This is a genomic window from Paenibacillus rhizosphaerae (assembly GCF_014192015.1).
In the GTDB taxonomy this organism is placed as follows: domain Bacteria; phylum Bacillota; class Bacilli; order Paenibacillales; family Paenibacillaceae; genus Paenibacillus_AQ; species Paenibacillus_AQ rhizosphaerae.
The window spans coordinates 1,105,287-1,129,690 of the sequence record NZ_JACHXJ010000001.1 but is presented as its reverse complement, the minus strand read 5'-3'; the positions used below and the strand labels follow the sequence as shown (position 1 = coordinate 1,129,690).

Genomic DNA, 24,404 nt, shown 5'->3' with positions numbered 1-24,404 from the left:
AACCGAACACACCTGTGAAGAGAATTCCAGCCCATCGTCTGCTTGTTGATGGCTAACCTGCGGTGCGAGAAAAACAGCGCAGAAGCAAAGAATGCATGGTACAGCGGTTCAGACTGACCACCTCTCTATGCAAAAAAGGCGCCTCAGAATTCCCTGAGGCGGCCTCCTAAAACTTCTGATGCGATACCGTTTCTTTAACCTTGCATTTTCAATCTTGCATTGTTGATTATTCGGTCTTGTACTTCCGCCCTAACTTTCTTGCAATAACCGTCTTGGCCGGGCTACTCAGCTACGACTTCGCCCAGCTTATCCAGCATAATCTTGGTCCCGTGCTCCCGCATCGAGGCTGTATCCAGTCCGTCCAGAAACGCACCGTGCTCGGTATATATCAACCGTGTTCCCTGCCCTGTCGCCTGGAACTGCACTGACACGACCGAGATGGACATCCGGCTGTCACCCTGATCCAACGTATACGTATAGACAATTCGCTCGTTCTCTGCGATCTCCTGGTAGACGGCATCAAAGGTAAACACCGGCCCTTCCGGAGGACCACCGGCATTGACTTCGCGTCCCCCCACCTTAAAGTCGAAGCTGTCGGCTTTCGGAAACCAGGCTGACTTCAGCTCTGGATCGGACCAGGCCGAAAACACCTTCGCCGGCGCAGCTTGATAATTGCGTTCAATGACAAATGTCTCGTGAATGACAGAACGATCGTTATTCATGGTTATGGCCTCCCTGGATTGTTCTTATTTATCGCATCCGGCTGGTTTTCCCCAAGCGCCTCCCCGAGCCGGTCGAGGCTGCGCTCCATGCTTGTCCTTTTCTCCAAAAAGAACTTTTCCTTGCTCTTCTTCATCACCTCGAGCAGCGCGGTAAACTCATTGACCGTCAACGTCTGGTCATGCTGCAGAAGAGCCGATACGTTCTCCAGCTCCTGCAGGAGCCGCTGCTGCAATCGGATGGTACTTTTCAGGCGATCCATCTGGATCTGGACAATGTCGAGCGGGCTGAATTCGTTCCCGTCCACGATTTCCTTGACCTCATCCAGCGACAATCCCAGCTCTTTCAGCGACAATATTTGCTGTAATCTGGCCAAGTCATGCCCGTTATAGATCCGATGGCCGGATTCGGTATGCCCCGACGGAGAAAACAAACCTATTTGATCGTAGTACCTTAACGTTCGGATCGTCAGCCCCGTCATGGCCGCCAGTTCCCCGACCTTCCACTGCGTATTCATCATCATCACCTTGCTTCGCGAAGACTTGTACCGGTAGCTCTAATATAAAACATTACGCAGCGTAAGGTTCAAGGGATTGCAAAAAAAAAAATCGAACGGCATCATGTCGTTCGATTTCAAAATTCAGCAAACTTTGATTAGGATGAATGGTAGGATCAGGAATGCTAATATTGCTGGATATATTGTTTGCCGTAAGAGCCCGCTAAGTTCCGCAAATCCCATTAGTATTGCTATGTTCCGCAGTTTGTTTTTCCTCATCTGTCTTTCTGTTTCTGTACTATTAATAATGCCGAGTTCGTTGTATAGCTAACGTCCTGCCGTGATTGCGTATCATCATTTCCGCGGACCCGGTCATGCTTTTGGTCATGCTAAGGCTGGCTATTGCTGGTGTATTGCTGGTGTATTGCTGGTGTATTGCTGTTATACTGCTGGTGAATGGATTGTAACGCTATATGATACGAGTTCCCGCATTTGTCTGCGATGTCCTGCGGTTCGCAGATTTCGCAATACTCTGCCCACCCTGCCTTGCGAAACTCGAGCTCCTCACGGCTCCGGCTCTTTTATTCGCTCTCGTCCGTTTCTGTCTTTTTCTAACACGGTTCTAACCTTTTTCTTTCCTTGTCCGGTACACGACCATCCCGCTTGCCGCAGTGCAGCCCCAGGATATGTCGGATGATATCATTCTCTCCCCCGAGAGGTTTGTCAACGCACCACGTAATGACTATTCGGGCCGCGTAAAATACTCTACCTTGATGGCATGAGCGATCAGCTTGCGGAAATAAGCCTCATCCGGCTGCGCACACTGGACCCCAGTCCCCTCAAGATACTCGAGTGTCTGCGGGCATGCGTAGCGGTAATTGGAGTTTTTTGCTCCGTCCCCCTCCAGCTGCGCCATAGCCAGCTCCAGCCCCGTCTGGTCCTTGGCCTGCTTCGGATCGAGCAGCCACTGCTCGTATTCCTTCCAATCCGTCAGGTCGATCGTATACCCGTATGCCTGGAAAAACCGCACCATGTCCCGATAAGCCACCGTGGCCGGGTTGCAGATATGAAACATCCGTCCGACGGTCGCGTCCTGGAGCGCCAAGGCGGTAATTGCTTCTCCTGCGTAATTAATCGGCGTCATATCGACTTCCCAGCACACATCCGGCGCCTTCTTCAGCAGCAGCATTGCCTTAAGCATGCGGTAAAACGCATTGTTGTCGATGTTTTTCTGGAATAAGCCGTTATCCGACCTGCAAGACAAATTGCCTACTCGATATACGGAAGCTTCCAGGCCTTCCCGGCCGGCTTGCACGACGAGCTTCTCGGCAGCAAGCTTGCTGTTGGTATAGACGTTTTCGACATATGCTTCGTCATAACCGGAACCGGCCGTGATTGATGCCCATTGGCCGTTTAGCGCCAAATCTTCCGGAATGCCGAGCGTCGAGATAAAATGGAACCGAACGCCCGGTTTGGACTTGGCTAATGCCAGCAGTCGATTCGTGCTGTCCACATTGACCCTGGCAAAATAGTCCGCTTCTCCGAAATGCTTGACTTCCGCACCGCAATGGAGGATGGAGTCCAGGCGATCTGCCAGCATGTCCCAAACTTCCCGGTTCATCCCCAAATGCTCCTGCTCCAGATCGCCCTGCACAGCGATGACCCGACCGTCCATCAGACGCTTCATTTCATTCCCAAAGTATCCGATCATCGTCTGTTCCAGCCGAGCGTAAGGCTCCCGCTCCCCGGATGGTCGAACAAGGCAATAAATCGAAGCTTTCGATTGGCGAAGCAGCTCGTACAGCAGGTGAGATCCGAGGTAGCCGGTCGCGCCGGTCAGCAAAATGTTCTCCTGCGTGTATCCCCTTCCTTCGGCATGATCCTGGGGATAAAAGCTCAGCGGAAACTCCGCCAAATCCTGCAGCGGAACATCCTCACCGAATACCTCCTCCGCTGCGGCCGCTGAATGGGCCAGCACTTCGATCCGGCTTGCCAATGCGGCAATTGTCGGGTACACGAAGAAATCGTTGATCTTCAGCTGCGGATAGTTCGGCTTGAGCAGCACCAGGATCTCCAAAATTTTCAGGGAGTAGCCGCCGATTTCAAAGAAATCGTCGTGGATGCCGATTCTCGTCTGGCCAAGCGCTTTCTCCCAGGCGGCTGCCACTTCCTTCTGAATGGCCGTGACCGGGGCTTCATACGGCGAATCATCCTCTTCCGGCACGATTTCAAATGCGGCCAGCTTTTTGCGGTCGATCTTCCCTGTCGGTGACAGCGGCATTTGATCCACGAAGCACATATATTTGGGAACCATGTAGCCGGGCACCTTTTGGCTTAAAAATTGGGTGAGGTCCTTGGAAGGAACCGGCCGCCCGTCATTTGACGTATAAAAGGCGGCGAGGATCTTGGTTCCGTCCGCTTCGGTTCTTGGAATGACGGCGATGTCCTTGACGGACTCATACTTTGCCAGATTGTCCTCGATCTCCCCGATTTCGATCCGGAAACCCCGGATCTTCACCTGAGCATCCTTTCTCCCCCGGTACTCTACCAATCCGTCCGGAAGAAGGCGGACCATATCGCCCGAACGGTAAAATTTCTTGCCGGACTCCGGCGTAATCGGATCGGTAATGAAGGCTTCCTTCGTTTTTTCAGGCTGGTTCAAATACCCCTTGCCCACGCCGACGGAGCTGATCAGGAGTTCGCCGGTGACTCCGATCGGGCACAGCTGGTCATGCTCGCTGACAATGTACAATTCGTAATTGCTGAGCGGCGTTCCGATGTACACCGTCGTCAGATCCTCCGGAACCGGATAATCGACGATATGGGAGGTCGCCACCGCCGTAATTTCGGTCGGACCGTAAAGATTGACGACCGGAACCTGCAGCTTTTTCTGCAGCATGCGTACGGCTTCGCCCGACAGCGCCTCGCCACCGACGATGATGCTCTGGATGTTCCCGTATTTGGGCGCATCCTCTTCAGGCAAATGTGCGGCAAGCTGGTTGAAGAAAACGGTCGGCAGAATGGCGACGCGCGTCGCCCGCTGCTCCACCACCGCCGCGGTAAAGGCATCGATGGAAAACCGCTCTTCATCCGTGAGCAGATGGAGCCGGCTGCCGCAGGCCAGCGAGCCGAAAATGTCATAGACCGACGCGTCAAAGCTAAAGGTGGAGTACTGAAGGATCACGTCCTCCTCGGTCAGATCCATCTCCCTGCGCGTGGACTCCGCCAAATTGACGACGCCTTGATGTGCGATCAGGGCTCCCTTCGGCTTGCCCGTGGAGCCGGACGTATAAATGATATAAGCCAGATCATCCGGCTCAATATCAACCGGACATGCTTCTTCCGGATGGGAATCCGCCTGTTCTCCCAATGGGAGAATTTCCGGCTTCCTGTCAAAACCGGCAAGCAGCGTTTCCAGACGGTTCACATATTCAGCTTGCGTCAGAATCATCCCGGTCTGCGTGTCGGCGATAATATAGGCGTTTCTTTCGTCCGGATGGGAAGGATCCAGCGGAATGTAAGCCCCGCCTGCCTTAATGACGCCGAGCATGCAAACAATCGTTTCTAGACTCCGTTTCATGAAAATAGGCACGAACTGCCCTTTTTGCAGCCCTTTGGACAGCAGCATGTTCGCGATCCGGTTGGACTGCCGGTCAAGCTGCTCGTAGGTCAGCTTCTTCCCATCTTGGGTGACGGCAATCCGGTCCGGATACTTCGCTACGGTGGAAGCCATCATCCGGACGATCGTCGGCTCATCCGGAAGGTCCATCTGCGTGTCATTCAAAGCCGTATAGGCGGCGCGGTCCTCCTCCAGCAGGAAAGGCAGGCGGCTGATTTCCAGATCCGCGTTCTGCAGCGCACCGCGAACGATTTGAACGTAATGCCTGCTGAATTTGCGAACGGTCTGTTCCCTGAAGAGTTGGCGGGCATAGGCGATGCTCAGAGTCCAGCCCCCGGATGCTGCCTGAACATCCCAGCCCAGCCATGATGGACGGCTCGCATGAGCTTCGCCGTACACCGCATGAAAGCCAAGCGGCTGGCCGATCATTTCTTCAAGCTCCTGCAGACTCAGGTCCGCAGCGTCCAACGCCTCCAGCTTGGCTTCGATCCGCGCATAGACCTGCCGGAACGTATCCTGTCCGCTGATCGCTGCGCGAAGCGGCAGCAGTACTCCTTGCCGGTTCACCACGCCAAACAGCAAATCCTGATCGGCGCTCATCCTGTACAGAAACACCGCGTAACTAGCCAGCCACCAGACACGGGGGTTGCCCAGCCGGCTCAGTTCAGCAGCCTCTTCCGGTCCCACATCCAGCGTTTCCGTGATCCGCAGCATATCGGGCTGAAATTCACGTACCGGCTCATCTGTGTACAGGTTGAGTCCGGGCAGAGGAAGCTCGAGTTCTTGGGACCAGTATGCCTTGCTGCGCTCGCTTATCGATGTTGTGTTCAAAATGTTCAGCTCCTTCATGATTACACCCGCAATTTGTCAACTAAGGTTTCCAATTGGTCAGCCACCTGGTTCATCTGATTGGCGGAATCATAAATTCTGTCAAAGGAAGCCTGCTGCTCCTGGGCGCTCGTCTTGATCTCGCTGGATACGGCCGAGTTTTTCTCCGCCAGCTCCGCAAGTTGTTTGATGGAAGCCGTAATTTGCTCGGTTTCGGCTACCATTTGCTGCGTCGCTGCAGACACCTCCTGAATTTGGCTCGTGACCGAATCGGTCGCGATCATCATGCCTCTAAACAGGGAGCCGGTTTCCTTGACGACCTCAATCCCTTTGGCGACGTTCTGCTCACCTTCGCTGATGGCCTCGACGGCCAGTGCGGTCTCATCCTGAATGAAGCGGATCAGCTCGATAATTTGCGTGGCGGATTTTCTGGACTCTTCGGACAATTTTTTGACCTCATCGGCTACCACAGCAAATCCCCGGCCTTCCTCGCCGGCCCGGGCCGCCTCGATACTCGCGTTCAAGGACAGCAGATTCGTCTGGGAAGCGATCTCCGTAATGACCTGGACAATTTGGCCGATTTCCTGGGAACGGACCTGCAGCTTCTCAATAATGTCCACGGAATTTTTAACCGAGTGGTTGATTGAATTCATCTGCTTGATGACCTGCTCAACGTTCTCATTTCCTTTTTCCGACTGATCCTTCATCTGCATCGAAATGTCTGACAGCTCGGAGGTATTGCCGGCAATCGTGTTGACGCCAGACGAAATCTCCTCCAGCGAAACGACGCTCTCCGTGATGGACGTGCTCTGCAATGCAACCCGCTCGGACATCTGTTCTATATTTTTCGTAATGGCCGACGAATTTTTGTTATTGTTCTCCACAGCCGAGAACAGGAACTTCGATTGCTCTGCGGACTGCTCCGATACTTTTTTAATCGTCCCTACCAGCTCGTTGATTTGGTTCACCATCGTGTTGAATTTGGCGTTAACCTGCCCAAGCTCATCGTCGCCGGCCTTCAGCTGTACGGTAAAATCCCCCTTGCTGAGCTTGTCCAGCGCCGTCATCAGCGTTTTGATCGGGGCAAAGGTCCGTCTGTTCGTGTAATACTGCAGCGCCAGTACGATAACCAGCGTTAACAGCAGCGCAAACAGCGTGTTGCGAAGCAGATCATTTTGCCCGGCGGAGACCAGGCTGGCATCCACGTCGATGCCCATATAGGCGAAGATATTGCCGCCTGCATCCTGGAACGGATACAGGACCGTTATCCAAGTACCATAGTTATCTGTATAGGCTTTGGTAAACACCAGCTTTTTCGTTTTCAGCATTTCGCGGACGGCGTCGGCATGAATTTTAGGCTGCTCGTACAGGTCGCCCAGATGCAAATTATCTTTGTCGAACATTTCCAGCACAGCCGTCGGCATCGAAATAATCGAGGTTTGATTACCCCCTTCAAGCTCAGGCCCGAAAATATACCCTTGGGCAATATTCGGATGCGTACGGGACAGCTCGTCAAAAATACCCGTGAGCTTTTGCTGGACAGCGGCGTTGGGATCCTTTACATCCTTCGCCTGCTCAACGTCTTGTACCGATACGCTCTTCACCAGGGCATCCATCGTTTTACCGGAATCCGACTGCAGCTGCTCGGTCAGGACGGTGCCCTGAATATAAAAGCTTGCCCCAATCACGACCGCCCCGGTGATGAAAATATAAAGACTGGTCAGCATCATACTTCTGCTTACAATACTTAAATTTTTAAACCGCCATTTCTTGGTAAATTGCTGAAACTTGCTCATTCTCGTTACTCTCCTTTGGTCTGTCTCTCTGTTATGTAATCTTCCAGGCGCCTATCCACCCGGCCATACTAGAAACGGTCTTGGCTTTTCTCGAATAACACCTCCCCACGGCAGAAAACAGCATGTTCAGGGCAAAAAAATAGCAACCTATGGGAATGCAAACCACAGCTCACCAATTCATTTGCAACTGGCTGACATATCCCGGTTCGGAAGTAGTCCCTATAGCTTTGCGTCACTGCTTTTCAGCAGTTTTGCCTATGGAATTTTCAATTACGCTTTTATAGAAACTAATTAATAATTAGTAACTATAAAATATTCAAATCACAAACCTAGTCTACCATAATTTTCATGGGTATTTCCATTCATTTCAGAAATTAACCTGAAAACATCTCCATGCCTAAAAGTTGATCCATTTCCGGTTCATATATTTCGATCGGCCTCCTTGCTTTTGTACAGACCGCGAGTTTATATGGTCCTTCCACAGGGATCAGCATAAACTGATAATTGCGTGCTTCCTCTTCAGGGCCGCTGTACTCTATCTTGCCGTCCCGGCAAATCGTGATCGTAAATGAGTCCAGCGGCTGACTTAATCCTTTACCGATGCACTTGGTATAGCTTTCTTTGAGCGTCCAAATGTCATAAAACCGGCCCAGCCGCTCTTCTTCCGGCAAGCATTGAAGCAGCCCGAGTTCAGCGGGTGAAAAACATGATTCAGCAATTCCCGGGTTCACAGGGAGCACCTGCTCGACATCCACTCCGAGTTCAGACGGGCCGATGGCGGCTACCACCCAATCTCCGGAATGGGAAAGATTAAAATGAATGTCCGGTTCGTCCGCAAAGACCGGTTTGCCGAATTCGCTGCGCATCCATGGCTTGGAAAAAGCGGCAGCGGGCTTTACCTGGCTCACCCCCCAGCGCACCATGACTTCGCCAAACAGGCTTCTTACAGCATCCCTCCTGTTTCTGATTCGTCGTACTTGTCTGATTCGTTCGGGAGAGACCCGTTTCATAAAATGATCGAATTGCGCGGCAGAAACGTTCTTGATCGCAAGCATATACAATCTGATCATCAAAAACCTCCTGAGCACGCGGCTCCATTCGTATTTAACAGGTCCGCTTACGACAGCATCTGCTACAAAATAAAAAGCGTGAAATCTAGTACATTATCCCTAAATCATCATTTCGTTTAGGATGAACCTCCTACGAAAAACAAACGTTCATTAATACTATTCGGCCAATTTTTCCTATTTTTTAATAGCTTCTAGCATTTGTACACAATTTGATCAACAAATTAGGTATAACCGTCTACCAGGAGACGATTCCATGACAGGGCTAACATCCCCTTCAGGCACAAAAAAGCCGGATCCTCGAAACCAGGAATCCGGCCTTCCCCTGTACATCACCGCTGATCCGGGGACAGCTGCGCGGGAAGAGCACTTCTACAAAAAGCCTTCCACCCGAATAAAACCGTCCGGCAGCAGCCGGACGGTTTTATTGTACTGCAACGTATTGATCTTGGCAGAGCTGAGCTTATCCTTCGGCCGTGACGAGCTGATCGTCAAAGTATACCGTTTTGCCGGTACGGGCCGACTCGTAAATGGCCTCCAGAACTTCCGTGACGACCAGCGCCTGTTCCGGTTTTACCAACGGCTCGGTATCGTTCAGGATGCTCTCGATCCAGAGACGGCATTCTCTGCCGGCTTGGCTCTCGGAATTGCCTGCGAAGTAGGCGACTCCGCCTGTCTTCAGCTCCGGCTTCTTCGTATACAGCGCGCCAAGGTCCTCACCGTTAATGCGCAGGCCGTCCTTCATGTCCGCGCCGCCTTCCGTACCGGACAGGGAAGCCTGAGCTTCGCCCACGTCAAGCGTGTTAAGCGCCCAGCTCGCTTCCAGAATGACGGTTGCGCCGTTCTCCATCGTAATAAAGCCGAACGCGGAATCCTCCACCTTAAATTCTTCCGCCTTCCATGGGCCAAAAGCATTGGCAGGGCTTTCCTTGTCGCCGAGTTTGTAGTACACGTTGCCTTTGACGCTCTTTACCTTGTAGTTGTCCAGAAGCCAGAGCGTCAGGTCCAGCGCGTGCGTACCGATATCGATCAACGGACCGCCTCCCTGCTCTTCTTCGTTCAGGAATACGCCCCATGTCGGCACAGCGCGTCTGCGGATGGCATGCGCTTTAGCGAAGTAAATGTCGCCGAGGTCGCCTCTTTCACAAATTTGCTTGAGGGTCAGGGAATCCGGACGATAGCGGTTGTCATAGCCGATCGTGAGCTTCTTGCCGGTCCGCTTGGCGGTCTCAACCATCGCTCTTGCTTCTTTGGCCGTCTTGGCCATCGGCTTTTCACACATCACGTGCTTGCCCGATTCAAGGGCGTCAATCGTAATAAAAGAGTGCGATTTGTTCGGCGTGCACACATGCACGACGTCGATGCTTTCGTCCTTCAGCAATTCTTTGTAATCCGTGTAAATTTTGATTGTATCCTCTTTGCCGATTTTGCGCGCGGACTCGATGGCACGCTCTTCGATAATGTCGCAGAACGCCACCAGCTCTACGTTTTTCTGGTTAACCAGGTTCGGAATGTGCTTGCCGTTGGCGATGCCTCCGCAGCCCACGATTGCTACCTTCAATACTCTATCGGTATTTTGCGCCATGACTCATTCTCCTTTTCATATATAAAATGGAATTGCACCTGAATTACAAAATTTCCCTTAAATACTTCAGGCTCTGGCCGATGCTGTCCAGCTGCGGAATTTCATATTCCTCCTGCTCGACCGTAAACCAGTTGACGCCGTACTGCTTGCCTGCCGCCGTAATGGCACGGAAATCCATGATGCCGGAACCGATTTCCGTATTCCGCTTGTCCTCCAGGCTCTTCATATCCTTAATGTGCAGAATGGCGCAGCGCTCTTTGTATTTGTTAATAAAATCCACCGAGCGCAGTCCGGCGTGCTCCGCCCAATATGTATCCAGCTCGATGAACAGATGATCAGGATCCGTATTGTTCAGCAGCAGGTCCAGCCCGTATTCGCCATCGAATTTCTCAAATTCAATGCCGTGATTGTGATAGCCGAAGCGGATGCCGCTCTGCTTGCAGCGCTCGCCGATACGGTTGAACAGCTCTGCGGTACGCTTGTAGCTGTCAGCGCTGTTTCTCATTTCCTCCGGAAGACCGGGACAGATGATGTAAGCGCTATTAATTTCCTGCGAATACTCGATCGTCCGATCCAGGTGATCCGTCAGCTCGGATACGCCGATATGGCTGCCGGCCGCCTGCAGGCCATACTCGTCCAGCGCTTTCTTCAAATCCGAGGCGGAAGTATTGAAATAACCGGCGAATTCGACGCCGTCGTAACCGATCTCCGCAACCTTCCGGAGCGTCCCGAGAAAATCAGTTCCTGTCAGTTCCTTGATTGAATATAACTGCAATGCCACCTTATCCATCCTTTGCACCCCTTCCGTTGATACAAAGTAACGATACCAAAATCCCTCGATAAGTTATACAATGAACCTATTCTAATATATTAAATATTTGTCATTGTATAACGGGAGCGTGCGAAAATGACCGAGCCTTATTTTGAGTCGAACCGCCCATCCATCGGGACGATCCACTATCCGTACGAATGCATGATCCATCAAAGCGCAGGCAGCCGATGGATCGTTCACGCCCATTGGCACGTGTATATCGAAATTCTTTATTTTCTCACGGGACAAGCCAAGGTGTTCCTGGGAGGGGAGTCGCATACCCTTAGCAAGGGCGATCTGATCGTGATCCACTCGCATGAAACCCACTCCATCTATGCGCTGGATGAGGAGCAGGTCTCTTATATCGTCATTAAATTCGATCCTGAAATTTTGTACTCGACGTCCAGAACCGTATTCGAATCGAAGTACGTGCTGCCGTTTACGATGGCCGAATCGAACAATCAGCGGATGTTCGCCGAATCCGAAATCAAGGATACGGTCGTCCCGAGTCTGGTGCGCGAAATTTACGACGAATTCACGAACCGGTCTTACGGCTTCGAGCTCGCGGTCCGAACGCTGATCTGCAGGCTGTTTCTGTGGTTTTTGCGCGAATCGAAAAACCTCGGTCTCCATTGGGATGTCGCCCATTCCCTGAAGGAGATGGACATTCAGATGCTGCAGAAAGTGTTCGAGTACATCGACGACAACTATCGCTTTGACATCAACGCCCAGGCCGCCGCACGGATCTGCAACCTGAGTTACAGCTACTTTTCACGCCGCTTCAAAGCGATCATGGGCAAAACGTTTACCAATTATTTGAACTACATTCGGATTACCGAGGCGGAGAAGCTGCTCCTGACCACCGAGATGACCATGACGGAAATCGCCCAGGAAACGGGATTTTCGAGCTCTAGCTACTTTATTCAGCAGTTCAAGCAGTACAAGAACATTTCGCCGAGCCAGTTCCGGAAAAAGGTCAGCAGCGAGAATGTTGAAATCCAAAACTCCCTCATCCGCAAAGATATGATATAATAGTGCGGCGCAGCACTCTGCGCTCAATTGAAGAAAATCCGCGCGTTTCCGCGCGGGAGAGGTTCGCGAACTCCCTCTATAAAAAACTAAGACTGCCCTCTTTGGCCATAAAGACCGGGCTTGTTTTTTTACGGATCAGTTCAAGAATCCTCTCTCTTCTGCCGGAGATCAGGTGCTTTCCAGCCCTGCCTACCGGACCAAATCATGAAGGAGAGGTTTTTTTATGCTCAAAAACGAAAAAGCGGTCGTCGTATTCAGCGGCGGTCAGGACAGTACGACCTGCCTGTTCTGGGCGCTCCGGCAGTTCAAAGAAGTCGAAACGGTTACGTTCGACTACGGTCAGCGCCATCGGCTCGAAATCGAATGTGCACAGTCGATCGCCGCAGAGCTCGGCGTGAAGAACACCGTGCTGGACATGAGCCTGCTGAATCAGCTCGCTCCGAACGCGCTGACGCGCAGCGACATTGAAATCACGCAGGAGGAAGGCGAGCTTCCGAGCACGTTCGTGGACGGCCGGAACCATCTGTTCCTCAGCTTCGCCGCCGTGCTGGGCAAGCAATCCGGAGCCAGACATCTGGTGACCGGCGTGTGCGAAACAGACTTCAGCGGATACCCGGACTGCAGGGATGCTTTCGTCAAGTCGCTGAATGTGACTCTGAACCTGGCCATGGACTACGATTTTGTTATTCATACGCCGCTGATGTGGCTCGACAAAGCGGAAACCTGGAAGCTTGCCGACGACCTGGGCGCCTTCCCGTTTGTCCGCGAGCGCACGCTGACCTGTTATAACGGCATCATCGGCGACGGGTGCGGTGAATGCCCCGCCTGCCGGCTGCGCAAGGCCGGTCTTGACAAATACCTTCAATCCAAATCGGAGGCGCTGCAGCCATGACCAAGACTCCCGGCGAATTCCGCATCGTGGACCGGCTGCAAAAGCTGGGGGAAGACATCCAGCCATCCGACCTGCGCTATCACCATAAGAGGGTCCTCGTGAGCAAAGAATTTACTTTCGACGCCGCGCATCACTTGCATGCCTATGAGGGCAAGTGCAAAAACTTGCACGGCCATACGTATAAAGCCGTCTTTGGCATCAGCGCCTACCCCGATGAAATCGGCATTACCGCCGACTTTGGCCTGATCAAGCAAATCTGGAAGGAGCGGATCGAACCCTCCCTGGATCACCGCTATTTAAACGAAACGCTGCCTTCGATGAATACGACCGCCGAGAACATCGTCGTGTGGCTGTTTGAACGGATGGAGGAGGCACTTGCATCCGGGGAATACCGAATCGAAGGCGGCCGGACCGAATTCGTCCGCTTGTATGAAACGCCTACCAGCTATGCCGAGGCGAGACGGGAGTGGATGTACGAATGAACATTCCTGTGCTTGAAATTTTCGGCCCGACGGTTCAGGGCGAGGGCATGGTCATCGGCCAGAAGACGATGTTCGTGCGCACCGCGGGCTGCGATTACCGCTGCTCCTGGTGCGACTCCGCTTTTACGTGGGACGGCAGCGCCAAGGCGGACATCCGCCAAATAAGCGCCGACGACATCTGGGATGAGCTTCAGCGGATCGGCGGCGCGCGCTTCTCCCACGTTACCCTGTCCGGCGGCAATCCCGCCCTGCTGCCCCAGCTCGGCTCGCTTGTGAGCCTGCTGGAAAGCCAGGGGATCCGGATAGCCGTCGAAACCCAGGGCTCCCGCTGGCAGGACTGGCTCAGCGACATTCACGAGGTTACGCTGTCACCGAAGCCGCCGAGCTCCGGCATGGAGACCGACTGGGAGATGCTGGACAGCATCGTGTCCCGGCTTGCGGCCAGGCCGGCCGCTTATGCGTACAGCCTCAAAGTCGTCGTCTTTGACGATGCCGATCTGGCCTATGCCGCCAAAGTCCATGCGCGGTACCCGCAGGCGCCGATGTATCTTCAGGTCGGCAACCCCGACCTGAAGCGAATGGATATTGCAGGCCACGCCGCCGACCTGCTCGACCGCTATGAGCGGCTGATCGACGCCGTGGTCGCCTCCCCCGAGCTGAACGCGGTCCGCGTGCTGCCCCAGCTTCACGCGCTGGTGTGGGGAAATAAGCGCGGCGTTTGACCAGAACCTGCAGCATCTTTAAGCTCGGCGAAGCAGGCCGATGCCCACTGAAAGCATCATCCCTTTGAACATATCTTGAAACGATCCAGGAGGAATGACCCAATGTCAGGAAGACAGCCGCACGAAATGCAGGATTTGACGCTGCTCGGCAACCAGGGAACCAAGTACGTGTTTCAATATGCCCCGGAAGTGCTCGAGAGCTTTGATAACAAGCATGCCTACCGCGATTATTTCGTTAAATTTAATTTTCCCGAGTTTACCAGCCTGTGCCCGATCACGGGACAGCCGGATTTTGCCACACTTCATATCAGCTACATTCCCGATCAGAAAATGGTCGAGAGCAAGTCGCTGAAGCTGTACCTGTTCAGCTTCCGGAACCATGGAGACTTCCATGAAGACTGCATGAATATTATTATGAACGATCTGATCAAGCTGATGGATCCGCGTTATATCGAGGTATGGGGGAAATTCACGCCGCGGGGCGGCATTTCCATCGATCCGTACTGCAATTACGGACGCCCAGGCACGAAGTATGAGCAGTGGGCGGAGCAGCGGATGATCAACCACGATCTGTATCCGGAGAAAATCGACAACCGTTAAGGCGATACGCCGACATACTCAGCAGCCGCGGGTGATCCCGCGGCTGCTTTGCGTATTCCTGAGCGTCTTCTTTACGCCTCTTCCTTCGGCCAGCCCACTTCCGGTTGAATCCCTTTGTTATCTAAGAAAGAAAAATTGCGGATAAGGCCCTGATCATAAATCTACGTCATGATCACCCCCAGCGGTGCAGCCGTCTTCGGAGCTTCATTCCGTCAGTCACCGTGGCATACTGGATTTGTCAATTTCGGAGTGTCACTTGGGCCTTTGCTACATACGCTATGTTAACGGCGGATTTGCCAAGAAGGCATTAGCCGCTTCTTTTTTAGAGCCTTGATTGATCATGGAAAATACAAATTCAGACGGAGCTGCCGCCAACTTTACCGGAAAGGAGTCCGCAATGCTCGTCTTTATTCTGCCTTCCCACCACCTGAGCCACGCACAAGCGACTGCCCGCTCCGTACAGCAGGAGCTCCCTGATTCGAATATTATCACGCTGGAACATGGCAGCCTCGGTTCCCGGATGAACCGCGAGCTTGCCTCGTACCAGGAGCCATACTTTATGACGCTGCACGCGGGGGAGCGGGTGCTTCCAGGCATGGATGCTTTCCTGCGCTCAGAGCTTTGCAATCTTCGTGAAGCGTCGGCCGGCTGCCTAATCATCCCTACTGCTAACAAAGAGGGCGAGCTCGGCCGGTTTCAGCCGCCCAGAGGCCCGCTGATTTGGCGAAAGGACGCTGTCATGGCGCCGCCTTCGCCAGGTTTCGCGGAAAACGCGCTGCTGCCTTTCGAATCCTATGTCCTGTTAGAAAAACAGCACCAGCTCACCACAGCTTATACCTGGGCTGCTTCAATCCCCAATCCTCCATTGGCCCCTGCCGTTTCCCCATCGTTACCATGGCAGAAAAAACGCGAGGAATGGGAACTGCTTCGACCGCTGCTCGCCGCACCGATCCAGGTTGTGCCGAAGACGGACGACTCACACGCAGTTCCGCTGGTCACCGTCCTGTTATGTACTTATAATGACGCCGATTATATTCCCTGGGCCGTCCGATCGGTCATGGCACAAACGCTGCCCGATTGGGAACTCTTGATTATCGACGACGGTTCGACCGATCATACGGCACATATCTTGGATTCGCTGTATCCGGACCGCCGCATCCGCACATACCGGCTGGAGCGCAATTCGGGAAAGGCCCATGCTTTAAATTCAGGATTGTCCATGGCGAAAGGAAGCTGGCTGCTCGAGCTTGATGCCGACGACTGGCTGTCCCCCGACTGCCTGAACCAGTTATACGGTAAGGCCCGCCTGCACTGTGACGCAAGCGTTATTTATGCCGATCACGTCCAGTGGGGAGAACGGATGAATAAGCAGCTGATCTACCAGGGTGTCAGGACATCCATTCATCCATTCTCCACTGCCAGGGTGATCGATGCCGGCGTTCCCATTGCCCCGCGGATGTTCAATACAGCCAAGCTCAAATCGCTGTCCGGCTGGAACACGGCCACCCTGTTCGGCGGCCGCCTGTACGAAGATATCGAAATCCTTGCCAGAATATCGGAGTCCGCCGAATTCCATTATGTCCATAAAGCGCTGTACCATCGGCGCATCCGGCTGCACAGCATCACCCACCGCCATGCGGATCATTATGCGGCTTGGCTGAGCTGGATGAACGCCGGAGACAATGGACGGCACCCTAATCATGATCGATTACAAAGGCAGGATGCGGACGAGTGACACACTATTGATCGTTATATTCACCCTCTGAGTCGTCGGTATATAATTGGAGCTTACGGTATCTACGGCCAGAATTCCACCTGATGCGGATGCCTCAATTCCCTGGATAAATTGGTTGGGCTGAAGTACTTCGACGCGTCTGCCGACAAAGACGGCAAGTGCTTCCTCAAAATTCATAAACTTTCCCTCCTGAGATCACTTAGGTTATGATACGGCCAACAAGCTGCGGAACGGAATCAATACGTTGCTGCCATCCGGTTCAAGAATCTGGACATAGTCCTCGCCAATCAGAATCAAGGTACCGAATATGGTTCCTACCGGCGTTTCCAACGTGACGCGTGTATTGATCCGCGGCGTGAGCAGGGCCACAATGCCTGTAGGTCCTGTACCCGGCGCTGGGCCTGGACCCGGTCCTGGTGCTGGTCCAGGTGCTGGGCCCGGTCCGGGGCCTGGTGCCGGGCCTGGTGCCGGTCCTGGTGCCGGGCCTGGACCAATGCCCAAGCGGCTGTTCAGGGTGGCAACCTGCTGCTCCAGCTTGCTGACCCGAGCCGAAAGTTCCGTCACCGTGCCCGCCAAGCTCTCGAACTGCTGCTTCAGTTTTATCAGCCGGTGCTTGATATCATGGATCACTTTCTGAAGCGAACCCGTTTTTTTGTTATGGTGATGCCGCTTCTTTTTGTGATGTACGGGCTTTTCGAAATCCTTCGCGTGTTTTTTCATGAATACCAATTTCACTTGACCTACCTCCTTTATAGTCATTGGTACAATATGTAGGTAGATAACGATAGGGACCAGGCCAAGTGCAAGTTGATCAAAATGCCCAGCGGTAAGCCTTTACCCGGGCAATTCCCCTAAAAATGATCCTCTCGTATAGTGTTATACCCAAACGTAAAGTTGACCCGGTACATATTTTGTACATAGACAATCGTTTAGGGAGGAGAATAACGCTTGAACAAACCGAGGAACCGATCCAGGAAGGCGTCCCGTCAATTGTCTGCCTCCGCGGCCCAGAAACCGAAAAGCAATCATTCCGTTAAGCCAAAACATGCCCTCGACCCGCGAATAACCGCGCTTGCTTCACCTCGCGATTCTCTGCCGATGGAGCCTTTTCCAGGGGAGCACCTCGGGGCGTATCCGCCCCCTCGCTTCCACATCACGGCCCCTCCTGTCATGGAGGCCGTACAGGACCTTCGGACAGCTAAGCCCGGACCGGATTCGGCGGTACCCTATGACGTCATCCGGTTTCCCGTTATTGACTGGGATTTCCGCTGGCAGCGCCCGCAGCAGTTGTCCCGGCAGTTCGCCGCACGTGGCCACCGCGTTTTTTATATAACGACGGACGTCGTCTATATTTCGAGGGAGCATGCCGCCAGGGATGAGGTCTGCCGCTTTGTCAAATTCAAAAAGGTGGACCGGAACGTATGGCTGGTGACCCTCTGTGCCCATAGACGCTTAAACTTGTATCAGGACCACATGGACGATCTGGATATCCAATATTTGAAATGGTCACTGGAACATGTCCTTGCCAAATTTGCGGTCACCTCGTATGTATCCATCGTCGACCTTCCGTTTTGGACTCCGCTTGTTACGGCAATGAACCGGCACAACATGATTTATGACTGTATGGACGATCATGCCGGTTTTTCGACTAATCATGCCGACGTTATTCATCAGGAAGACCTGCTGATCCGAAACGCAAATGTGGTGCTCACTTCCTCTCAAGTGCTTCACCAGCGCGTCCGTGAGCTGAATCCCTCATCGATTCTGGTGCGCAACGCCGCCGATGTCAGCCATTTCGCCGGTTGGGTGGGCAGCGCCCCCGCAGAACTCAGCAGCATTACCGGCCCGGTGATCGGCTATTACGGTGCAATCTCGGACTGGTTCGATATCGGCTTGATTGAGACGATGGCCCGGAACAGGCCGGAATGGACCTTCGCCTTAATCGGCCATACGTTCGGCTGCGACACTTCCGGGGTGGAGCAGTTGCCGAACGTACTGCTGCTCGGGGAAAAGCCCTATGAGGAGCTTCCCGGCTATCTTCACCGGTTTGACTGCGCGATCATACCGTTTCTCCAGAACCATTTGACCCAGGCGACAAACCCTGTCAAGCTCTATGAATATTTGGCGGCGGGCAAGCCGGTCGTTTCCACCCCTCTGCCCGAGCTGACCGAAATCGCCTCGGACATGGCCGTGATCGCGGATTCCCCCGCAGGTTTCGAGGCCGCGGTGGAGCGGGCGCTCAGCATCGGGGCGGCGCAGCCGGAAGCCGTGCGATGCCGGCGTAAATTTGCCATGAGCAATACGTGGGGGCATCGATACGAAATGCTGCATCGGGCCATTCTACAGCATATCTTTCCTAAGGTTAGCATCGTCATTGTGACCCATAACAACTGGTCGTTCACCCGGCAGTGCTTGAACAGCCTGCTTCGGAAAGACGCCTATCCGAACATGGAGATCATCGTGGTCGATAACGGCTCGACGGATCAGACGCGTGTGCAGCTTGCGGCATTGGCGCAGAAGCCGGTCCAGACCGTATTTTCACCCATCAATCTGGGTTTTGCTGAGGGGAACTCACTGGGCGCAAGCTGTGCCACCGGCGAGTATCTGATCCTCCTGAATAACGATACGATCGTTCCCGACTCGACCTGGGTTCCCAAACTGATCCGGCCGATGCAGGAACACAGCGATATCGCCATGACCGGACCCATGTCCAATCACGTAGGGAACGATCAAGCGCTCGATTTTTTTATCGGCGACGCCGTACAGGGCGCGGATCCCGGCTGGCTGCAGGAGTTTTATGAAAGTTATCGCGGACGCACCCGCGAAACCGGACTGCTCGGATTTTTCTGCGTGGCCATCCGCCGCGGCGCATTTCAAGAGATAGGGCCGCTGGACCGCCGCTACGGCATCGGCATGTTCGAGGATGATGATTACTGTGAACGGGTCAAGCGAGCGGGCTACCGGATGGTGATCGTCGAAGACGCCTTTGTGTATCATCACGGCAGCGCAACGATCAAGAAGCTGAAAAACCAGGAATATCAATCGTTGTGGGAACGAAACAAGCAATATTACGAAGCAAAGTGGAATAAGTCTTGGCAGCTGCCTAAAGGTCCGTTGAACCCTTTTAACCTGGCAGTAACCCCTGAAGAAGTCCGGGAACAGGCCGATGCTCTCCATCCTGGAGAAAAGTGGGTGCTGGTGCTTGGAGAATCGTCCTGGAGCGACGAACCTGCAAGATGGCAGAAGCTGGTGAAGCAGTTCTCCCAAATGGACGGCTGTACCGTGATTGTCTACACGATGACATATCTTCAGCATCCCGTCGTCGGCATCCGCAAGGCCGGCCCCCGGTTGTATTTGACCAACCGTATCGATTTATTCAGCCAGATCAGCTTCGATCTAGCCATTTATTGCGGGTCGCAGCAGGTGTTCGAGGAAATTCATGCCGATCGTTATGCGGCGGATGGAATGTGCTACGAGACAGGACAGATCGAGCCGCTGGCCGCCAAATTGCCGGATTTTCATCTTTACGGTGAGCATCAGGTGGCCCGCCTCGTGCAGCTGTCACTTGCTTGATGAGCCCTTCCTTCAATGGCTGAGTCAATCGTTCTGTCGGCACGAGAAAGCCCTCACCCGGATCCCGGATCATCCCCGGTTCGGAAGTGAGGGCTTTCACTCTTTCATCATTTAAAGTTTGAGTGCTCTAACCATTGTTGCTGAGCTGCGCCAAATAACGCTGAATGACGGCCGGATGCTCCCCTTGAAAAGGGACCGTGGCGATTTGGTACTCCTGATGGATATAATTCCAATCCGGCTCCCCTTCATTGTCCAGCAGATTGACGTCTCCTCTGCGGTTGTCGTTATATTTGATCCGCTTGCCGATCGCATAGTGGTAGTGATATACGTTAACGTCTGCCCGGCCGCGCGGAACGCTCCAGATGCTGGCTCCGCCGGCCGTTTCCAACGTGCAGTGATGCTTCTCGTCACGGTAACGGATGCCTTTTCCGGCCCTCCACATCCGGGTAATGTCATTGGACCAGCGTTCATCTCCCGGACTGTTGACCCGAATCGTGTTCGGGTCTTTCCAAAAGTTCACAAACGGAAATTGATAGACATCAACGGCGGTGTTCGCCATCAGCCCAGGCAGCACGTCCCGGAACCTGTCGTCCATGATTTCATCAATATCGAGGTTCATAATCCAATCCCCGGTGGCCTGACCGATCAGAAAGTTCCGTACTTCCGATTCGTTCCAGTCCTCGGTATAGGGAAGTCCTGTCTGCGGCATCGTGAAGAGCCGGATCGGATACTTCGTCATGAGCCGGGCGATATGCTCCAGGCTTCCGTCCGTGCTTCCCCCATCCACGATAATGATTTCATCGGCGAAGGCTGCCACACTCTCCAGATACAAAGGGACAAAGGTCTCTTCGTTCAAGATCGGGACAATGACCGATAATGTCATAGATTCTGCTCCTCCCTTTCCTTTTCATCCCATGCTGCCCATGTTGCGGCGGAGCGTCTTAGAGTCAGGGCTTACCCGCCTGCTTTTCCCGAATCAGCTCGTTCATCGACTCCCTGTCTCCGCGAGCAGCTCGATATCGCTCAAAAAGCTTGTAATTATGCTCATAATGGGGGTTGCCCTGCGGACCGACGAACGGATGCCAGAAATGGAACATCAGTCCGTCAAGCCGGACATGCTCGCCCGCCAGTGTATCCATCGTATAGGCAAAAGCTTCGTCCTCCCCGCCCCAGCCGATGAAACGCTCATCGTAACCGCCTATCCGTTCAAATGCCTCCCGGCCGACAATATTTAAGCCCCCGACAAAAAAGGCCGCATGTTCTTCCCGGGTATCCAGTTCGGTATCCAGGGGCCAGATTGCTTCACCCTCCATGACCAACCGGGAAACGCGCTGCGTCAGCCGGTTGATCCGGCTGAACGGAATCACCCACCGCCCCTGCTCGATCCACCGGACTGAATCGGCCACCAGCTGCGGGTCGTAAATGATATCACCGTCGGCAATGATGAAGATGCCGCCGCTTGCCCGGGACGCCGCCCGGTTAATCGCCCTGGATCTGCTGAAAGGTTCATCCGCGCCGATCTCCCCGATGCAAATGTCCGCCGAAGGCAGAATGTGCTTGTAAAACCGAAGGACAAAGGACAGCGCCTCATCCCTCGGCCCGCCGTCGGGCTGGTATGGAATCAGAACGGACAAATCGTCATGCATCCGCATTTCACCTCCGCTTCCGATAGATTTACAGGCTGCCGGTCTATGCTTTTCGAAAAACACCGAGTTCCCGGTACTTCCCCGTACCGAACGTATCCGCCAGCTTTTCATAATGGTTAAAACCGGTATTCTCCATCAGCATCTTCTTCTCCGCTTCAATGGCATCCCCGGATTCCCAGAAGAGCACGCCGCAGACGCTCCGGTCCAGCTGGGCGAGAAACCGCCTGCAAGCTTCCGGATCTTTCATAACATGATAAAAAACGGTCAGCAGCAGTCCGATATCATATTGCTGAATGGCTTCGGATTGTTCAAAGCGCTCCGTCATGACGGAAAACGCCGTCCGTTCCATCGCGTTCAGCTTGTGAAGGAGGGCATAGTGGTCCGGATCGGGTTCAAACCCGGTGACTTCCGCCCCTTCCCTGACGAAATGCCTCGCATAGTAACCAATGTTGCAGCCGATGTCCAGGAGCTTCTTCCCTTTCAGCTTCCCTGGCCCCAAAAACCGGGCAATATGATCAAGCCTTGTTGGATACGTCTCGTCCCGCTCGCTGTGCATACCATAAAACCGCGGATGTAAGATCGGCGTGTAGATCAGCGTTCGCTGCTGATCCTTCATCGTTTGCTCGACCTCAGCCGCTGCCGCAGAATGAAGCCAGACCGGGTAATCCTGAAGCGGGATCCGGACGGGAATTCTCCGAAAGCCGAGGCAGTACAGAAAACTAGCCCGGTGATGTCCATCCAAAATATTAAAGTATCCGCCCGGATTCCATCTCGCTTTGACCGGATGATCGAAAAAAAAGTCCGATCCGATGTGGAGCTCAGACCGCATATTGTCGTTTTCGAGCCGTCTTTGATTCAGCAGCTCTTTTCCGGACATCAGCGGCGTTATTCCCCGTGTCGCGTGAATCTGCTCATGCCAATCCAGGTAAGCATCGGGCGCAGCGCCAGGCTCTCCCGCAAAATAGCGGTACAGCTCCCGGTGCGGCACAAGCCGCATCATGGAAATGTCGGCATACTGAAGATGGTGTTCGTACCAACGGTCCGTAAACGATTCGATCAGATGGTCGGTACGGGCCGACCGAACATCCAATTCGGTGAACAGCATCTCAACAGGAATTTCAGTGACCACGTAATCTCTGCTAGCACCATGCCCTGTCATATGGCGCTTCCCCCATTCGGTGTTGATATTGACCAAAGCCTGACATTTATCCGTGCGGCTGTGCGCCCTGGAACAAGTAGGTGGCAAAGTCACGATGAATATAATCCTTGAACATGTGTTTCGTGGCGGTCGGATACCGGTCCAACTCCTCCTCCGTCCAAACGCTGCGATGGGTTTCGTATTCATTGCCGTATTCGGCGCCCTGCGGCCAATCAGACCCAATCGGAACGTTCAAAAGCAGGCTGCGGCAATGCTTCAGGCACGCTTCGAGCAGCTGGATTCCGCGCTCCTTCTCAAAATGCTCAAGGACATCGCCCAGAATGATCAAATCATAGGCACCAAACTGCCGCTTCACCATTAGTTCATAAGCATCCCCAATATATATATGGTTGTAAAAGTAGCGATGATAGTCGTCCACATTTTTCGGGAACACTTCGACCCCCTCGATCCTTGTCTGCCACTGCTCACGAAAGACGCGTCCCTGCCAGACGTCGAGAAATTCCCTGCAGAGCATGCCCCACCGGCCGAACCCGACACCGATATCAAGTACACGGGCCGGAGCCGCCTGCCGGATGAGTTCTACGCAATATGACAGGTTTTGCCAGTTTGATGTGCCCATGTAAGTCGTCACCTCCTAAATTCCGAACAGGACGGCAAGCCAGCGTTTCACGCCAAGCTCAATGGTCCAGTGTGTTTCGATTTCCGCTCTGCATAGACGCCCGATTTCCCTTAAACGCGATCTTTCCTGAAGGCAGCTGTCAATGGCCTGGATGAATGCTCCGGGATCGTCACTGTCCAAAATCAAATGATGCCCGCTGGGATGGGCCGCTTCCTTTACGTATCCTACGTTGGTGGACAGTACCGGTTTGCCGCTGGCAAAGGCCTCAAGCGCCGTCGCTCCGCCCCCTTCATTCGCCGACGTGATCAGCAGCAGGTCGATATCCCGATAGAAGCGCGGCATGTCTTCGTGCGCATACGCTCCGGCCGTTTCAACGAAAAGCACGTCCAGCCGGCTGGAAAAATGCTTTTTGATCGGCTCGTACAGAGCGGCATACCTTTTGGACGCCTTTCCCGGATCTCCCGCCCACCCGATGACGAGCGGTCCGTCTTTCCGCTCCTGCAGGTCCACGTCCGCAGAAACGGGATGGAACAGCGCATGGTCGACAAAGTGTCCGATATGCCGGACGGAAGCACTCGGTGCCATCGCTTTGAGGCATTCGGTCAGCTTCAGATTCATCGCCCCAATCGATCCGATACGGGGAATCACCAAACGCAAAAAATCGGAATCGGGTTCCGGCTTGTCAGCCCATTCACGGAACGTGTCGTAATTTTTACTGAAATAATAATAGGAGACCGCTGCGGATGAATCGATCCGGATATGCTTAAAGATAGCAAATGCCGCCAGGCCCAGGCACATGGCGGAGATTCGGGAATATTCCCGGTTCAGCGCCTCGCTGCCTTTGTCTCGGATGCTCTCCTCCAGCTGTTTGGCGGACATGATGTCCAGGAAGGGGTGATGCTGTTGAATCATCTTGGCCGTCTTGCCCAGGATCCACCAGTCAACATCATATATGAGCAGATGCTTATCGACCGTCCTCGCCTCCTGTCAGGCTTCTGGGCGAAGTCCCGCCCGCCAGCCGC

Annotated in this window: 21 protein-coding genes and 2 riboswitches; of the genes, 7 read left to right on the top strand and 14 right to left on the bottom strand. The window is 53.7% G+C overall.

Annotated features, from left to right (window positions below):
- Positions 1-281 precede the first annotated feature (281 nt).
- From FHS19_RS04885 to FHS19_RS04855, 7 genes are all read right to left on the bottom strand, one after another.
- Entirely contained in the window at positions 282-722 is a 441-nt protein-coding gene (locus FHS19_RS04885) for an SRPBCC family protein (protein ID WP_183579386.1), read from the bottom strand.
- A 2-nt stretch (positions 723-724) separates the two neighbouring features.
- The gene (locus FHS19_RS04880; protein ID WP_183581443.1) at positions 725-1,237 is read right to left on the bottom strand and encodes a MerR family transcriptional regulator; all 513 of its coding nucleotides are present in this window, start codon (positions 1,235-1,237) and stop codon (positions 725-727) included.
- A gap of 721 nt (positions 1,238-1,958) precedes the next feature.
- On the bottom strand, positions 1,959-5,666 hold the full coding sequence (locus FHS19_RS04875) for a non-ribosomal peptide synthetase family protein (RefSeq protein WP_183579383.1): 3,708 nt from the start codon (positions 5,664-5,666) through the stop codon (positions 1,959-1,961).
- A 20-nt stretch (positions 5,667-5,686) separates the two neighbouring features.
- Positions 5,687-7,459: a methyl-accepting chemotaxis protein gene (locus FHS19_RS04870; RefSeq protein ID WP_183579380.1), complete on the bottom strand. Its 1,773-nt coding sequence runs from the start codon at positions 7,457-7,459 to the stop codon at positions 5,687-5,689.
- A 179-nt stretch (positions 7,460-7,638) separates the two neighbouring features.
- Positions 7,639-7,725: riboswitch (cyclic di-GMP riboswitch) on the bottom strand.
- 108 nt (positions 7,726-7,833) lie between these two features.
- Positions 7,834-8,529 (bottom strand): 4'-phosphopantetheinyl transferase family protein, encoded by a 696-nt coding sequence (locus FHS19_RS04865; RefSeq protein WP_183579377.1) that lies wholly within the window; start codon positions 8,527-8,529, stop codon positions 7,834-7,836.
- 460 nt (positions 8,530-8,989) lie between these two features.
- Positions 8,990-10,111 (bottom strand): Gfo/Idh/MocA family protein, encoded by a 1,122-nt coding sequence (locus FHS19_RS04860; protein WP_183579375.1) that lies wholly within the window; start codon positions 10,109-10,111, stop codon positions 8,990-8,992.
- A 43-nt stretch (positions 10,112-10,154) separates the two neighbouring features.
- A complete protein-coding gene (locus FHS19_RS04855; RefSeq protein ID WP_183579372.1) occupies positions 10,155-10,901 on the bottom strand; it encodes a sugar phosphate isomerase/epimerase family protein in 747 nt (248 codons plus the stop codon).
- A gap of 117 nt (positions 10,902-11,018) precedes the next feature.
- On the opposite strand from FHS19_RS04855, the gene FHS19_RS04850 reads away from it, so the two are divergent.
- The 6 genes from FHS19_RS04850 to FHS19_RS04825 all read left to right on the top strand — a co-directional run bounded on the left by FHS19_RS04850 (position 11,019) and on the right by FHS19_RS04825 (position 16,385).
- Entirely contained in the window at positions 11,019-11,954 is a 936-nt protein-coding gene (locus FHS19_RS04850; RefSeq protein ID WP_183579368.1) for an AraC family transcriptional regulator, read from the top strand.
- Between the two features lie 52 nt (positions 11,955-12,006).
- A riboswitch (PreQ1 riboswitch) is annotated at positions 12,007-12,050 on the top strand.
- Positions 12,051-12,177: 127 nt separating this feature from the next.
- Positions 12,178-12,846 carry a 7-cyano-7-deazaguanine synthase QueC gene (gene queC, locus FHS19_RS04845; protein WP_183579364.1) on the top strand — a complete coding sequence of 223 codons (669 nt, stop codon included), beginning with the start codon at positions 12,178-12,180 and terminating at the stop codon, positions 12,844-12,846.
- On the top strand, positions 12,843-13,328 hold the full coding sequence (gene queD / locus FHS19_RS04840; RefSeq protein WP_183579361.1) for a 6-carboxytetrahydropterin synthase QueD: 486 nt from the start codon (positions 12,843-12,845) through the stop codon (positions 13,326-13,328). Before queC ends, queD begins: the two co-directional genes overlap by 4 nt.
- Complete coding sequence (queE, locus tag FHS19_RS04835) at positions 13,325-14,050, top strand: 7-carboxy-7-deazaguanine synthase QueE (protein ID WP_183581442.1); 726 nt, start codon at positions 13,325-13,327, stop codon at positions 14,048-14,050. Before queD ends, queE begins: the two co-directional genes overlap by 4 nt.
- A 102-nt stretch (positions 14,051-14,152) precedes the next feature.
- Positions 14,153-14,650 carry a preQ(1) synthase gene (queF, locus tag FHS19_RS04830; RefSeq protein WP_183579358.1) on the top strand — a complete coding sequence of 166 codons (498 nt, stop codon included), beginning with the start codon at positions 14,153-14,155 and terminating at the stop codon, positions 14,648-14,650.
- A gap of 340 nt (positions 14,651-14,990) precedes the next feature.
- Positions 14,991-16,385, top strand: coding sequence for a glycosyltransferase family 2 protein (locus FHS19_RS04825; RefSeq protein ID WP_183579355.1), 1,395 nt, complete (start codon positions 14,991-14,993; stop codon positions 16,383-16,385).
- On the opposite strand, the gene FHS19_RS04820 is transcribed toward FHS19_RS04825, so the two are convergent.
- Both FHS19_RS04820 and FHS19_RS04815 read right to left on the bottom strand, forming a co-directional pair.
- The gene (locus FHS19_RS04820; protein ID WP_183579352.1) at positions 16,359-16,562 is read right to left on the bottom strand and encodes a hypothetical protein; all 204 of its coding nucleotides are present in this window, start codon (positions 16,560-16,562) and stop codon (positions 16,359-16,361) included. The two genes, FHS19_RS04825 and FHS19_RS04820, sit on opposite strands and share 27 nt — an antisense overlap.
- 27 nt (positions 16,563-16,589) lie before the next feature.
- A complete protein-coding gene (locus FHS19_RS04815) occupies positions 16,590-17,120 on the bottom strand; it encodes a hypothetical protein (RefSeq protein ID WP_183579348.1) in 531 nt (176 codons plus the stop codon).
- A 213-nt stretch (positions 17,121-17,333) separates the two neighbouring features.
- On the opposite strand from FHS19_RS04815, the gene FHS19_RS04810 reads away from it, so the two are divergent.
- A complete protein-coding gene (locus FHS19_RS04810; RefSeq protein ID WP_183579345.1) occupies positions 17,334-19,958 on the top strand; it encodes a glycosyltransferase in 2,625 nt (874 codons plus the stop codon).
- Positions 19,959-20,085: 127 nt separating this feature from the next.
- Here the strand turns inward: FHS19_RS04810 and FHS19_RS04805 are convergent, their stop codons facing one another.
- The 5 genes from FHS19_RS04805 to FHS19_RS04785 all read right to left on the bottom strand — a co-directional run bounded on the left by FHS19_RS04805 (position 20,086) and on the right by FHS19_RS04785 (position 24,294).
- Positions 20,086-20,841 (bottom strand): glycosyltransferase, encoded by a 756-nt coding sequence (locus tag FHS19_RS04805; RefSeq protein WP_183579342.1) that lies wholly within the window; start codon positions 20,839-20,841, stop codon positions 20,086-20,088.
- 64 nt (positions 20,842-20,905) lie between these two features.
- Complete coding sequence (locus tag FHS19_RS04800) at positions 20,906-21,604, bottom strand: galactosyltransferase-related protein (RefSeq protein ID WP_183579339.1); 699 nt, start codon at positions 21,602-21,604, stop codon at positions 20,906-20,908.
- Between the two features lie 43 nt (positions 21,605-21,647).
- Positions 21,648-22,763, bottom strand: a complete 1,116-nt coding sequence (locus FHS19_RS04795) for a methyltransferase domain-containing protein (protein ID WP_183579334.1) — start codon at positions 22,761-22,763, stop codon at positions 21,648-21,650.
- Between the two features lie 46 nt (positions 22,764-22,809).
- Positions 22,810-23,382 carry a class I SAM-dependent methyltransferase gene (locus tag FHS19_RS04790; protein WP_183579331.1) on the bottom strand — a complete coding sequence of 191 codons (573 nt, stop codon included), beginning with the start codon at positions 23,380-23,382 and terminating at the stop codon, positions 22,810-22,812.
- A 15-nt stretch (positions 23,383-23,397) separates the two neighbouring features.
- Positions 23,398-24,294 (bottom strand): glycosyltransferase family 4 protein, encoded by an 897-nt coding sequence (locus FHS19_RS04785; RefSeq protein WP_183579329.1) that lies wholly within the window; start codon positions 24,292-24,294, stop codon positions 23,398-23,400.
- Between the last annotated feature and the right edge of the window lie 110 nt (positions 24,295-24,404).

Excerpts from the sequence above, each read along its gene's own strand:
- FHS19_RS04885 (WP_183579386.1), bottom strand. The coding sequence starts at position 722 with ATGAATAACGATCGTTCTGTCATTCACGAGACATTTGTCATTGAACGC.
- FHS19_RS04880 (WP_183581443.1), bottom strand. The coding sequence starts at position 1,237 with ATGAATACGCAGTGGAAGGTCGGGGAACTGGCGGCCATGACGGGGCTG.
- FHS19_RS04870 (WP_183579380.1), bottom strand. The coding sequence starts at position 7,459 with ATGAGCAAGTTTCAGCAATTTACCAAGAAATGGCGGTTTAAAAATTTA.
- FHS19_RS04865 (WP_183579377.1), bottom strand. The coding sequence starts at position 8,529 with ATGATCAGATTGTATATGCTTGCGATCAAGAACGTTTCTGCCGCGCAA.
- FHS19_RS04860 (WP_183579375.1), bottom strand. The coding sequence starts at position 10,111 with ATGGCGCAAAATACCGATAGAGTATTGAAGGTAGCAATCGTGGGCTGC.
- FHS19_RS04855 (WP_183579372.1), bottom strand. The coding sequence starts at position 10,901 with ATGGATAAGGTGGCATTGCAGTTATATTCAATCAAGGAACTGACAGGA.
- FHS19_RS04850 (WP_183579368.1), top strand. The coding sequence starts at position 11,019 with ATGACCGAGCCTTATTTTGAGTCGAACCGCCCATCCATCGGGACGATC.
- queC (WP_183579364.1), top strand. The coding sequence starts at position 12,178 with ATGCTCAAAAACGAAAAAGCGGTCGTCGTATTCAGCGGCGGTCAGGAC.
- queD (WP_183579361.1), top strand. The coding sequence starts at position 12,843 with ATGACCAAGACTCCCGGCGAATTCCGCATCGTGGACCGGCTGCAAAAG.
- queE (WP_183581442.1), top strand. The coding sequence starts at position 13,325 with ATGAACATTCCTGTGCTTGAAATTTTCGGCCCGACGGTTCAGGGCGAG.
- queF (WP_183579358.1), top strand. The coding sequence starts at position 14,153 with ATGTCAGGAAGACAGCCGCACGAAATGCAGGATTTGACGCTGCTCGGC.
- FHS19_RS04825 (WP_183579355.1), top strand. The coding sequence starts at position 14,991 with ATGGAAAATACAAATTCAGACGGAGCTGCCGCCAACTTTACCGGAAAG.
- FHS19_RS04820 (WP_183579352.1), bottom strand. The coding sequence starts at position 16,562 with ATGAATTTTGAGGAAGCACTTGCCGTCTTTGTCGGCAGACGCGTCGAA.
- FHS19_RS04805 (WP_183579342.1), bottom strand. The coding sequence starts at position 20,841 with ATGACATTATCGGTCATTGTCCCGATCTTGAACGAAGAGACCTTTGTC.
- FHS19_RS04800 (WP_183579339.1), bottom strand. The coding sequence starts at position 21,604 with ATGCATGACGATTTGTCCGTTCTGATTCCATACCAGCCCGACGGCGGG.
- FHS19_RS04795 (WP_183579334.1), bottom strand. The coding sequence starts at position 22,763 with ATGACAGGGCATGGTGCTAGCAGAGATTACGTGGTCACTGAAATTCCT.
- FHS19_RS04790 (WP_183579331.1), bottom strand. The coding sequence starts at position 23,382 with ATGGGCACATCAAACTGGCAAAACCTGTCATATTGCGTAGAACTCATC.
- FHS19_RS04785 (WP_183579329.1), bottom strand. The coding sequence starts at position 24,294 with ATGATTCAACAGCATCACCCCTTCCTGGACATCATGTCCGCCAAACAG.